This is a genomic window from Methylobacterium sp. TK31 (assembly GCF_055361545.1).
In genome coordinates this window covers 4,525,984-4,538,259 of sequence record NZ_CM143964.1, presented here as the reverse complement: position 1 = coordinate 4,538,259, position 12,276 = coordinate 4,525,984, and the positions used below count along the sequence as shown (strand labels likewise).

At 72.0% G+C, this 12,276-nt stretch carries 11 protein-coding genes and 2 pseudogenes; 11 read left to right on the top strand and 2 right to left on the bottom strand.

Annotated features, from left to right (window positions below):
- The first annotated feature begins 6 nt into the window (after positions 1-6).
- From ACXJY8_RS21130 to ACXJY8_RS21085, 10 genes and pseudogenes are all read left to right on the top strand, one after another.
- Positions 7-1,358 (top strand): IS3 family transposase gene (locus ACXJY8_RS21130; RefSeq protein ID WP_463773284.1). Its coding sequence is split into 2 segments (ribosomal slippage): positions 7-343 and positions 343-1,358, totalling 1,353 coding nucleotides; the frame shifts between segments, so codons are not numbered across the junction.
- A 74-nt stretch (positions 1,359-1,432) separates the two neighbouring features.
- Positions 1,433-1,573: pseudogene (locus ACXJY8_RS21125) on the top strand (IS481 family transposase); the annotation flags it as partial.
- 137 nt (positions 1,574-1,710) lie between these two features.
- A complete protein-coding gene (ccmI, locus tag ACXJY8_RS21120; RefSeq protein WP_463773281.1) occupies positions 1,711-3,285 on the top strand; it encodes a c-type cytochrome biogenesis protein CcmI in 1,575 nt (524 codons plus the stop codon).
- 181 nt (positions 3,286-3,466) lie between these two features.
- Positions 3,467-3,991: a cytochrome c maturation protein CcmE gene (ccmE, locus tag ACXJY8_RS21115; RefSeq protein ID WP_463773277.1), complete on the top strand. Its 525-nt coding sequence runs from the start codon at positions 3,467-3,469 to the stop codon at positions 3,989-3,991.
- Positions 3,992-4,052: 61 nt separating this feature from the next.
- Entirely contained in the window at positions 4,053-6,053 is a 2,001-nt protein-coding gene (locus ACXJY8_RS21110) for a heme lyase CcmF/NrfE family subunit (protein WP_463773274.1), read from the top strand.
- Entirely contained in the window at positions 6,050-6,520 is a 471-nt protein-coding gene (locus ACXJY8_RS21105; protein WP_463773270.1) for a cytochrome c-type biogenesis protein, read from the top strand. Before ACXJY8_RS21110 ends, ACXJY8_RS21105 begins: the two co-directional genes overlap by 4 nt.
- Positions 6,521-6,823: 303 nt before the next feature.
- Entirely contained in the window at positions 6,824-7,162 is a 339-nt protein-coding gene (locus tag ACXJY8_RS21100) for a hypothetical protein (RefSeq protein WP_463773265.1), read from the top strand.
- Between the two features lie 231 nt (positions 7,163-7,393).
- Positions 7,394-8,071 (top strand): DUF1007 family protein, encoded by a 678-nt coding sequence (locus tag ACXJY8_RS21095; RefSeq protein ID WP_463773262.1) that lies wholly within the window; start codon positions 7,394-7,396, stop codon positions 8,069-8,071.
- On the top strand, positions 8,062-9,066 hold the full coding sequence (locus ACXJY8_RS21090) for a nickel/cobalt transporter (protein WP_463773259.1): 1,005 nt from the start codon (positions 8,062-8,064) through the stop codon (positions 9,064-9,066). The genes ACXJY8_RS21095 and ACXJY8_RS21090 overlap by 10 nt, the downstream gene beginning before the upstream one ends.
- A gap of 165 nt (positions 9,067-9,231) precedes the next feature.
- Positions 9,232-9,945: pseudogene (locus tag ACXJY8_RS21085) on the top strand (hypothetical protein).
- An 8-nt stretch (positions 9,946-9,953) separates the two neighbouring features.
- Here the strand turns inward: ACXJY8_RS21085 and ACXJY8_RS21080 are convergent.
- Both ACXJY8_RS21080 and irr read right to left on the bottom strand, forming a co-directional pair.
- On the bottom strand, positions 9,954-10,538 hold the full coding sequence (locus ACXJY8_RS21080; protein WP_463773257.1) for a histidine phosphatase family protein: 585 nt from the start codon (positions 10,536-10,538) through the stop codon (positions 9,954-9,956).
- Positions 10,539-10,761: 223 nt separating this feature from the next.
- Positions 10,762-11,271 (bottom strand): Fur family transcriptional regulator Irr, encoded by a 510-nt coding sequence (gene irr / locus ACXJY8_RS21075; RefSeq protein WP_463773255.1) that lies wholly within the window; start codon positions 11,269-11,271, stop codon positions 10,762-10,764.
- 394 nt (positions 11,272-11,665) lie between these two features.
- On the opposite strand from irr, the gene fabA reads away from it, so the two are divergent.
- Positions 11,666-12,247 carry a 3-hydroxyacyl-[acyl-carrier-protein] dehydratase FabA gene (gene fabA / locus ACXJY8_RS21070; RefSeq protein ID WP_463773253.1) on the top strand — a complete coding sequence of 194 codons (582 nt, stop codon included), beginning with the start codon at positions 11,666-11,668 and terminating at the stop codon, positions 12,245-12,247.
- Positions 12,248-12,276: the final 29 nt, after the last annotated feature.

Below are 12,276 nucleotides of genomic sequence, written 5' to 3'. Positions count from 1 at the left end.
GCGAAGATGAAGCAGACATCCGGACCGGCCAAGAAGCCGGCAGAAGCGGTGATCAAGGACATCCGTCGGGCCACACGTCGGCAGTTCTCGTCCGAGGAGAAGATCCGTGTGGTGCTGGAAGGCTTGCGGGGCGAGGACAGCATCGCCGAGTTATGCCGACGTGAGGGGATCGCCGCCTCGATGTACTACGGCTGGTCCAAGGAGTTCCTGGAGGCTGGCAAGAAGCGCCTGTCCGGCGACACGTCTCGTGCGGCCACTACGGATGAGGTGCGGGACCTCCGTCGCGAGACGGGGGCGCTGAAGGAGGTCGTAGCTGATCTCGTCCTGGAGAACCGTCTGCTCAAAAAAAGCATGAGCGGGGCTGGGGGCGACGAGGCATGAGGTACCCGGCCCCCGAGAAGCTGGAGATCATCCGGCTCGTCGAGCAATCCCACCTGCCGGTGCGCGCTACCCTGGACAAGCTCGGCATCACCCGCTCGACGTTCTACCGCTGGTACGACGCCTACCAGCGCGGCGGCCCCGAGGCGTTGAATGACCATCCTTCGCAGCCAAGCCGGGTCTGGAACCGCCTACCTGCGGAGATCCGCGAGCAGATCGTTGCTCTGGCCTTGGAGCAGCCTGAACTCAGCCCGCGTGAACTGGCGGTACGCTTCACCGACGAGCGGCGCTACTTCGTCTCGGAAGCGACCGTCTACCGGCTGCTCAAGTCTCAGGACCTGATCACCAGCCCGGCCTATATCGTCATCAAGGCCGCCGACGAGTTCCGCGATAAGACCACCGCGCCCAACCAGCTTTGGCAGACGGACTTCACCTACCTGAAGGTCGTTGGCTGGGGCTGGTACTACCTGTCGACGGTCCTGGACGACTTCTCACGCTACATCGTCGCCTGGAAGCTGTGCACGACGATGCAGGCCAGCGACGTCACCGCCACGCTCGACCTGGCGCTGGGTGCGGCTGGGCTCGATCAGGCGCGGGTGATGCCGCGGCCACGCCTGCTCTCCGACAATGGGCCGAGCTACGTCGCCAGCGACCTAGCTGACTGGCTCGGCATTCGGGCCATGACCCACATCCGCGGCGCGCCATGCCATCCTCAAACGCAGGGCAAGATCGAGCGTTGGCACCAGACGCTCAAGAACCGCATCCTGCTTGAACACGCCTACTTGCCCGGCGAGCTGGAGACGCAGGTTGCCAACTTCGTCGAACACTACAACCATGCCCGAGCCCATGAGAGCCTGAGCAACCTCACGCCCGCCGACGTCTACTTCGGACGCGGTGAAGGGATCCTGGCCGAGCGGGAACGCATCAAGCGCCAGACCTTCATGGATCGCCGCTTGCGCCACCACGCGCACGCTGCCTAACCTCTCACCCCAGATGGACCAGAGCCTCCGCTCCTGAACACCGCTGAATGTCCCAAATCATCTGACGACGGACAGTCGATGCCTACAACCACGCCCGCAGGCTCAAGACCCTGCGGGGCCTGACGCCCGCTGAGTTCATCCTCGATGCCTGGACGAGGGAGCCCAATCGCTCCAGGATCGACCCGCCACACCTCATCCCGGGACCATACAGCTAGGCGGGAGGCTCTGGGCAGACCGCGCCAGGATTGCACCTTCCCCCGGAGTGCTGCGCGTGACACCGTGTCGCCCGAGGCCTGCATCGTGCTGGCGGAGACCCGCGTCTACATGCAAGCGGGGCAGCGTTCGGGGCGTGATGACGGCACTTTGGTTCATATTGGCGTTCATGACCGGCACAGCGGTGTTCGCCCTGCTCTGGCCGATGTCGCGCCGGGCCAATCCCGCCGCCGCGCCGGAGGCCGGCGGCCTCGCCACCGAGACCGGCTTCTATGAGGACCAGCTGCGCGAGATCGAGCGCGACGAGGCCCGCGGCCTGATCGCGGCCCCCGAGGCGGAGGCCGCGCGCACCGAGGCGGCCCGCCGCCTACTGCGCGCCAACCGGGCCGGTGTCCCCGCCGCCCAGGACATCGCCGAGCCGGCCCTGCGCCAGCGCCGGGCGGCCTCGGCCTTCGCCCTCTCGACCATCCCCCTCGTCGCCCTCATCGCCTACGGCCTCTACGGCTCGCCGCACATGCCCGCGCAGGGCCAGGCCGAGCGGGCGGCGGTCCAGAGCGGCGACCAGGATCTCCTCAAGGCCATCGGGCAAATCGAGGCGCGCCTCGCCGCCGACCCCACCGACGGGCGCGGCTGGTCGGTGCTCGCCCCGGTCTACATGCGGATGGGCCGCTTCGACGACGCCGCCCATGCCTACGAGGCCGCCACCCGCCTCCTCGGCGAGACGCCGCAGCGCCTGTCCGACTGGGGCGAGGCCCTGGTGGCGGCGGCCAACGGCGCGGTCACGCCCCAGGCCAAGGGCATCTTCCAGCGCGCCGTCGATCTCGACGGACAGGTGGCCAAGCCGCAATTCTACCTGGCGCGGGCGGCCGAACTCGACGGCGACATCCCCCAGGCGGTCCGGCGGCTGCAGGCGATGGCCGATGCCGCCCCCGCCGATGCGCCCTGGCTGCCCCTGGTCCGCGAGACCCTCGGGCGACTCAAGGGCGAGAGCGCACCGGGACGGCTCGCGGCGCCCGAGGCCGGCGCCGCGGCCGCCCTCCAGGCCCTGCCGCCGGCGAGCCGCGACGGCGCCATCCGGGCCATGGTCGACAGCCTCGACAAGCGCCTCGCCGACCGGGGCGGCAGCCTGGAGGATTGGCTGCGCCTGGTGCGCTCCTACGGCGTGCTGCAGGAGCGCGATAAGGCGAAGGACGCCCTGGAACGGGCGCGCAAGGCCCTGGCCGACGATCCGGAAGCAATGCCCCGCCTCGACGCGATCGCCGCCGAGGCGGGCCTGGCGGCGGCCGGCCCGGCCCCGGGCGCCCCGGCTCCCGCAAGTCCGCCGATCGCTCCACCGGTCCCCCCATCCGCTGCGCTCCCGCCCGCCGCACCGGTGGCCGGAGCGGGGTCGGACGACGCGGCCCGGGCCGGCACCGAGGCCGCCGTCGCGGCCGTGAAGGCGATGCCGGCGGCCGAGCGCGACGCGGCCATCCGCGGCATGGTGGCCGGGCTCGACCGGCGGCTGGCGGCCAAGGGCGGCAGCGTCGACGACTGGCTGCGCCTCATCCGCTCCTACAGCGTGCTGGGCGAGCGCGAGCGCGCGCTGCAGGCCCTCGACCGGGCCCGCATGGCCCTGAGCCCGGATGCGGAGGCCATGGAGCGGCTCGGCGAATTGTCGCGCGAGCTGAGTCTCCAGCCCGGCGCGAAGCCGGGCACCGCCGCGGCGAAGCCCTGAAACCCTGACGAGAAGCCTCGGCCCCTGACAATCGGTCCCGGCCCCGGGCCTTGACCCGGATGGCGCCCCGGTCGACACCGGAGGACACGATGTTGCCCGCCGGGGATCGCGCCCCGCCGGGGGGCCGGCGCAGGATGCGACCCGCCCCGCCCTCCGAGCCACCAACCGGGATCCTGCCCACGTGACCCGCAAGAGCCGCCGCCTGATCCTGATCGCCGCCTGCGGCGCCGTGCTGGCCCTGGCGCTCGGCCTGATCCTGTCGGCCATGAGCGGGTCGATCGTGTTCTTCCGCTCGCCCACCGAGGTGGCCGCCCAGAGTGTGGCGCCGGGCACCCGCTTCCGCCTCGGCGGCCTCGTCAAGGACGGCTCGCTCCAGCGCGGTCCGGACCAGACCGTCGACTTCTCGGTGACCGACACCAACGCCACCATCGCGGTCCAGTACCGCGGCCTGCTGCCCGACCTGTTCCGCGAGGGCCAGGGCGTGGTCGCCGAGGGCACGCTCCTGCCCGGCGGGATCTTCCGGGCCGACACCGTGCTCGCCAAGCACGACGAATCCTACATGCCGCGCGAGGTCGCCGATGCCCTCAAGGCGCAGGGGCGCTGGCAGGAGGGCAAGGGCATGATCGACAAGCCCGCCGCGGCCGCCGGCTCCGAGACCCGGACGGCGGTCGAGGACAAGACCCTCGGCCGGCGCAGCGAGCGATGACGTTCCCCCTCCGCCGGCCGGCTTCCCGCCGGCTCATCCTCCCCCGGAAGGACACCCCGCCTTGCTGATCGAGGTCGGCCATTTCGCGCTCGCCCTGGCGCTCGCCCTGTCCCTGGTCCAGGCGGTGATGCCGGTCTGGGCCGCCCGCTCGGGCGACCAGGCCCTGCGCGCCGTGGCGACCCCGGCGGCGCTGGGCGCCTTCGCCTGCATCCTGTTCTCGTTCGGGGCGCTGACCTATGCCCACGTCACGTCGGACTTCTCGGTCCTGAACGTGATCGAGAACTCGCATACGGCGAAGCCCTTCCTCTACAAGATCTCCGGCGTCTGGGGGAACCACGAGGGCTCGATGCTGCTCTGGGTCCTCATCCTCGCCCTGTTCGGGGCGCTGGTGGCGGTGGCGCGCGAATCCGTGCCGCCGACCCTGCGGGCCAACACCCTGGCGGTCCAGGGGCTGATCACCTTCGTGTTCGTGCTGTTCATCATCACGACCTCGAACCCGTTCACCCGGGTCAGCCCGGCCCCGGCCGAGGGCAACGACCTCAACCCGCTGCTGCAGGATTTCGGCCTCGCGGTGCATCCGCCGCTGCTCTACATCGGCTATGTCGGCTTCTCGATCACCTTCGCCTTCGCCATCGCGGCGCTGATCGACGGGCGCATCGATGCCGTCTGGGCGCGGGCCGTGCGGCCCTGGACCCTGATCGCCTGGAGCTTCCTGACCCTCGGCATCGCGATGGGCTCGTACTGGGCCTATTACGAGCTGGGCTGGGGCGGCTGGTGGTTCTGGGACCCGGTCGAGAACGCCTCGCTGATGCCCTGGCTCGCCGGCACCGCCCTCCTCCACTCCACCGTGGTGATGGAGAAGCGCGACGCCCTCAAGGTCTGGACGGTGCTGCTCGCCATCCTGACCTTCTCGCTCTCGCTGCTCGGCACCTTCATCGTGCGCTCGGGCGTGCTGACCTCCGTCCACACCTTCGCCACCGACCCGACCCGCGGCGTGTTCATCCTCGCGATCCTGATCCTGTTCATCGGCGGCTCGCTGACCCTGTTCGCCTGGCGGGCGCCGATGCTGCGCCAGGGCGGCATCTTCGCGCCGATCTCCCGCGAGGGGGCGCTGGTGATGAACAACCTGTTCCTCGCCGCCGGCTGCGCCACGGTCTTCGTGGGCACGCTCTACCCGCTGCTGCTGGAGATGCTCACCGCCGAGAAGATCTCGGTCGGCCCGCCGTTCTTCAACTACACCTTCGTGCCCCTGGCGATCCCGCTGCTCCTGATCGTGCCCTTCGGCCAGACCCTGGCCTGGAAGCGCGGCGACGTGCACGCGGCGACGCAGCGCCTGTTCGCGGCCCTGGCCGCCGCCCTGGTGGTCGGCCTCGCCGTGATGGCCCTGACCTGGGGCGGCCCGATGATGGCACCCGTCGGCATCGGCCTCGGCGCCTACCTCGTCATCGGCTCGGTGATGGAGATCGTGTCCCGCGCCCGCGGCTACGGCGGCAACCGCGCCCGGGGCGCCGCGATCTGGCGCCGGGCCGCCGGCCTGCCGCGCTCGGCCTGGGGTACCGCGCTGGCCCATGCGGGCGTCGGCGTCGTCGTGCTCGGCATCGCCGCCCAGGGCTGGGCGACGGAGGGGCTGAAGACCCTCAAGCCCGGCGAATCCCTCGCCTCCGGCCCCTACGTCGCCACCCTCGACCGGGTCGGCCCGCGCACCGGCGAGAACTACGCCGAGACCACCGCCTTCCTGACCATTCGCAACGCCGGCGGCGACTTCGTCGGCACCGTGGAGACCGGCAAACGCTTCTATCCGAGCCGCAAGATGACGGTGACCGAATCCGGCCTGCTGACCATCGGGGCGAGCCAGGTCTATGCCAGCCTCGGCGAGGTGCTGCCGGAAGGCGCCATCGGCCTGCGGCTCTACTACAAGCCCCTCGTGCTGCTGATCTGGCTCGGCGCCGTGGTGATGGCGCTCGGCGGCGCCGTATCGCTCACCGACCGGCGCATGCGGGTCGGCGCCCCGGCGCGGGCACGGGCCAAGCCCGTCCCGCCCGGCATGGCCGCCGCCGAATGAGCCGCCCTCGGCTTCCGCGCCTCGCCCTGGCGCTCGGGCTGATGCTCGCCTCCGCCGCCGGCGCCCTGGCGGTGCAGCCGGACGAGGTGCTGAAGGACCCGGCCCTCGAGGCACGGGCGCGCGACATCTCGTCGGGCCTGCGCTGCCTCGTCTGCCAGAACCAGTCCATCGACGATTCCGACGCCCCCCTCGCCCGCGACCTGCGCCTGATCGTGCGCGAGCGCCTCACCGCCGGGGACGACGACCGGCAGGTGCAGGCCTACGTGGTCGGGCGCTACGGCGAGTACGTGCTGCTGCGCCCGGTCTTCGCCCTGCACACCCTGCTCCTCTGGCTGACGCCGGTGGCGGTCATCGGCCTCGGCCTGTTCGGCCTCTGGCGCCTGTCCCGCCGCCGCCCTCCTGCCGCCGCCGCGAGCCTCAGCACCGAGGAGCGCGCCGAGATCGCCGCGCTGACCCGGCGGGACTGAGCCCCCCGCCGAGACTCTCCGTTGTGCGCCGCACATCGCGGCCGCCGCCGGTTCGGCGCCCGGACGTCCTTCTTGTATATTACGCCGAAAACGCATGGAAAACGGGCACGATCCGCCCAGCGGAGATGCTTTCCGTGCATGGGAGAAACAATCTTAAGCCAAGCTATGCGGCAAGGGGATTGTTGCAATGCAAAATTTTAAGCTTTGCAGCGCACCAATTCGACGGCATGGTGCGGGCTCCCGGTACGACCGGCTCTCCGAACGGGCACTCCCGGCGGACAGTAACCGGACAGGACGACCCCCATGCGCGCATTTCTCATCGCCCTCGCCGCCGCCTCCGTCGCGACGGCCCCGGCGCTCGCCACCGAGCTCAAGGTCGCTCGCGCGGTCAGCGTCGATCTCGCCTCCTTCCGCGGCACCGCCTATTACACCGAGACCAAGGACGGCTACCGCGTCGTCGCGACCCTCGCCTCCGTGAATTCCAGCGCCGCGACCCCGCAGGTGATCCGGATGGTCACCACGCTCAACCCCGACCAGACCGTGCACCTCTCCGTGCCGGGCGCCCTCGGCGCCGACGGTCGCGAGGCCACCATCGCCTTCTCGCGCCGCGGCGACCGGGTGGACGTCGCCTCCTCCGACTGAGCGCATTGGCGTGGGGGCGCCCTCGGGGCGCCGGACCACGGGTGCAGGACCTCATGTCCGACGCCGGACCGGCCCCTCGCGCGGCCGATCCGGCGTCGCTCGTTTTCGGGGGCGCCCTAACCCGCGCCTCGCTTTCGCCCCAGTGAGGCGGGAGATCGGTCCGTGGCGACGGATCACGCGGCCGGCGCAGCTTTACGAAGTCTTTACCCTGACTCGCGAGCGTCCCGTGCCATGCCGACCGCCTCGCTCCCCCGCATCGCCGCCCTGTTCGGGGCCGCCCTCGCAGCCCTCGCCACGTCTCCGGCGCAGGCCCATCCCCATGTCTGGGTGACGACCAAGGCCGAGATCGCCTATGGCGAGGGCGGGCGCGTCACCGGCGTCCGCCATGCCTGGACCTTCGACGCTTCCTACTCGGCCTTCGTCACACAGGGGCTCGACGCGAACAAGGACGGCAAGCTGACGCCGGACGAGCTCGCCGGCCTCGCCGCCGAGAACACCGCCAACCTCGCCGAATTCGGCTACTTCACGAAGATGAAGGTCGGCGGCAAGGAGCAGGCCTTCGCCGACCCCGTCGAGCCCCGCATGGCGATGGAGGGCGACAAGCTGACCCTGAGCTTCCTGCTGCCCCTGAAGGCGCCCGTGGCCCAGGGCCGGGGCGTGACGGCCCTCGAGGTCTACGACCCGACCTTCTTCGTCGCCTTCAGCCTCGCGGAGGGGGCGGACGTGGCCCGCCTCGCCGGGGCGCCGGCCGGATGCGCCGCCACCCTGACGCGCCCGAAGTCGGAGACGCCCGATGCCAAGACCGCCGATGCCAAGCCCGGCATGTCGGAGGCGTTCTTCGAGGCCCTGACCTCGGCCTCGAACTACGGCGTCCAGTTCGCCAACCGGATCATCGTCGCGTGTCCCTAGGCGCCGCCCTCGCCGCGCGGACGGACGGGCGCTCCCGCCTCGCCCGCCAGGTGCTCCTCGCCCTGGCGGCCGTCGCCCTCGCGACCCTGATCGTCGCCGGCCTCGCCTGGCTGGTGAGCCCGGGCGTCGCCGCCCCGCCGGCGCGCTCGCCCTTCGGCATCGGATTCCGCGAGGCCGCCCCCGCCGCCACCGGTCTCGGGGGCCGGATCCTCGCCCTGCAGGCGAGCTTTTCCCGCAGCCTCCAGGCCGCGGTCCAATCCCTGAAAGCCGAGGGCGCCTGGGGCCCGATGATGCTCCTGGGCTTCGCCTATGGGGTGTTCCACGCCGCCGGGCCGGGCCACGGCAAGGCGGTGATCGCCGGCTACATCGTCGCCGGCGAGCGCGCCCTGACCCGTGGCTTCAGCCTGAGCTTCGCCGCCGCCCTGCTCCAGGCGCTGGTGGCCATCGCCCTGGTGGGGGTCGGGACCCTGGTACTCGGCGCCACCGCCGCGGGCATGACCCGCGCCGGCACCGTGATCGAGACGGTGAGCTTCGCCCTGGTGGCGCTCCTCGGCCTCGCCGTCACCTGGCGCAAGGCCGGGCGGCTGGCGGGCGGCAGCGACCCCGCCTGCGCCCCCGGCTGCGGCCATGTCCACCTCACCGATGCGGCGGCCATCGCCCGGCTCGATTCGTGGCGCGAGCGGGCGGGCGTGGTGCTGGCTGCGGGCACGCGCCCCTGCGCCGGCGCGGTGCTGATCCTGGTCTTCTCCGCCTCGCAGGGCCTGCTGGCGGCCGGCATCGCCGCGACCCTCGCCATGGCCCTCGGCACGGCCCTGACTACTGGCACCCTGGCCAGCCTGGCGGTCTTCGCCAAGGCCTTCGCCCTGCGCCTCGCAGGCGGGCGCGGGCGGGCCGGGGCGCTCACCATCGGCGGCCTCGAACTCCTCGCCGGCGCCTTCGTGCTGGTGCTCGGCCTCGCCATGCTGGCCGGGCTCGCCGGCGATCTCGGCGGCTGACGGACGGCACCGGCGCGCTCGCCAAGCCTTCCCTCGCCAAAGCCTTCCCTCGCCAAACCTGGCCCGCACCGAGCCTGCCCTCGCCAACCCCGCCGCGCCGTGGCAGTCTCAGCGTCCGAGGGACGAGAGAGCGCGGACATGGCAGCAGGCATGGCGGCGGACTTAATGACTGCGGATTTCGCCCATATCCTGAACTGGCGGCTCCTGGCGGGCTCGCACGACTTTCCCGGCCCGGACGGCGGCACCTGCATCAACGAGGCGGCGATCGTGGCCGCCGGACTGCCCTACCGGGCGATCCGCGCCTCGGCCGATTGCCCACCCTGCTTCTCGCCGCCCCTGGCCGCCTACGCCCTCGGGTTGAACGACGCCATGCCGGATGCCGAGCGGCCGCGCCTGATGGCCTTCGTGCTGCGCCTCTCCGGATCGGCCGACGCGCCGGCCGTGGAGGCGCAGCGCATTGCCTTCCTCGCCCGGGCGAGCGTGCGGCGCATCCTGCCCCCGCTCCTCGACCGGGCGGGCCTGCCCAGCCTCGCCGCCGCCTGCGCGGAGGCCGCCGATGCGGAGCAGGCGCTGGCGGCGGCGCGGGCGGCCGCCTGGCAGGGCGGGGCGCGGGCGCAGGAGGCATCGCGGCGCGGAGCCTGGAGACAGGGCGCCCAGGCCGCGGCGGTCGCCCGGACCGCCACAGCCGCCGCAAAGGCCTTCGCGGATGCGCGCTGCGCGGCGGAGGTCGCCGAGGGCGCAGCGCCCTTCGTGCCGGAGACCTAGGCGAGCGCCGTGGCGATCCTCGACGAGGCCCTGGCGATCGGTCGCCGGGCGGAACCCCTCGAAGTCGCCCTGGTGCAGCGACGCCTGGACGCCGCGCGAGCCGTGCCGGCCTGACGCCCGGATCAGACCGGTACGGGCGCCGCGCTCGGGTCGAAGCTCACGGTCTGGCAGTTGTCGAGCCAGACCCCGGTCAGGTGATAGAAGAAGGTGCCGTGGCCGACGACCGCGATGCTGCGCTCGGGCCGGGCCGCGAGCCAGTCGCGAAAGCCGAGGACGCGGGCATCGAAGAGGGTGCGCGGCTCGATATGGATGCCGCGGGCATCGGCCTCGCCCTCCGCGTGCCACCAGATCTCCGGCAGGTGGCCGACATCGACGTCCGGAAACTCGGCCGCCAGCACGGAGGCGGCCCGGCCGACGTCGCAGCTGCTCTCCTGGCACTCCCGGTGCAGGACTTCCACGAGGATGCGCGGCCGGCTCGGATGGTCGCCGAAGATGCCCTTGGTGGTCTGGATCGCCCGGGTCAGGGGCGAGGTCACCACGAGATCGAAGGGGATGTCGTGCAGGGCGGCCCGCGCCGCCCGGACCTGCCCCTGCCCCCGCTCGGTCAGCCGGGCATCGACATGGCCCGGGTCCTGCCCGGTCAGGCGATGGGCGGCGTTGAAGGTCGATTCGCCGTGGCGGACGCAGACGATGCGGGAGGGGGCCATACGGGTCCGGTTTCGATGGATGGATCGGCAGTGCCGGCGACAACCCCGCCGGGCGGCCCATCGTTGCGCCGCGCGGCGGAGCACCGCGCCTGGGCAAGAGCCTCGCGGCGAGGATCATGGCTGGCACGGCAGGACGAAGAGGGCCGCGCAAAGAAAAAGGCCCGGTTGCCCGGGCCTCGATGGATCTCGCGCGCGGGCGCGGCGACGGGGTAGGCCGCGCGGGTCAGGCCTTGCGGGCGAGCGGGCCGCGACGGCGCAGGCGGACGATCACCTCGACGCCGGCGATCTCCATGCCCTCGGGGGCGTCGGGCAGGGAATCCACGGTGATCCCGCAATCGGGCATGTCCATCACCTGACCCTCGTCCTCGAGGAAGAAGTGGTGATGCTCGCTCGGGTTGGTGTCGAAATAGGCCTTCGAGCCGTCGAGGGCGAGCTGGCGCAGCAGGCCGGCCTCGGTAAACTGGTGCAGCGTGTTGTAGACGGTGGCCAGCGACACCGGAACCTTGGCGCGCATCGCCTCGTCGTAGAGCATTTCCGCCGTGAGGTGGCGGTCGCCGCGGCCGAACAGCAGCCAGCCCAGGGACAGGCGCTGGCGGGTCGGACGCAGGCCCGCCCGGCGCAGGCGATCGCGCAGATCCGACAGCGGGCAACCGCGACGGCCGGCGGCCGTGTCGCCGCCGGGAACGGAGGCCCGCGCGTTCAGCACGGCCTGCAGGGGCAGAAGGTTCGACATCGGGCGGACAAACATCCCACGCGGAAAACTGGAGACTGAGCGACATGTATACGGAACCCGCCGCCGCATCGCAACCCGAGCCCCGCGCGGGGCTCGGGTTGCGATGCGGCGGTCCTGCCGGCTCGGCCGGGGTTCCACCCGTACTGGGCTTGCCACCCGGCAGGGCTCGACAAGTCTCACCGCAAGGCGTCCAACGGGCCGGCGGCCGCGGATTGGCACGTCCGGACCCGGCGGGCAGCTTTGAGGCGCACAGGCCCTGTGTTAACGAAGCGCCGATTTCACGCCGCGTCGCCGGCCGGATCGGCCCGTGCCGGTCCGGCTCCGGGGATGACGGCGCGATGCCGAGGGGGCCTTTCCCGCCCCGGACCCATCCTTGAGGACCGATCCGCTCATCATGTCTTCCGCTTCCGATCCGAACGCTCCGTCGGGCACCGCCCCGGCGACCGCCGCGCCCCAGCGGGCCTCGCACTATTCCTACGAGGAACTGCTCGCCTGCGGCCGTGGCGAACTGTTCGGTGCCGGGAACGCGCAGCTACCGCTGCCGCCGATGCTGATGTTCGACCGCATCGTCTCGATCGGTTCCGAGGGCGGCGCCCACGGCAAGGGCCACGTGCTCGCCGAGTTCGACATCCGGCCGGACCTCTGGTTCTTCGGCTGCCACTTCAAGAACGATCCGGTGATGCCCGGCTGCCTCGGCCTCGATGCCCTCTGGCAGCTCGTCGGCTTCCATCTCGGCTGGCTCGGGGCCCCCGGCCGCGGCCGGGCGCTCGGCGTCGGCGAGGTCAAGTTCACCGACCAGGTCCTGCCCACGGTGACCAAGGTCGTGTACGGCATCGACATCAAGCGCGTGCGCCTCGGCAAGCTGGTGCTCGGCATCGCCGACGGCTGGCTGGAGGCCGACGGCACCCGGATCTACGAGGCCAAGGACCTGCGCGTCGCGCTGTTCCAGGCGCAGGCCGACGCCGCGGGCGGCTGAAGGCCGGGTCGGGTCGGCCCGGCGCAGTT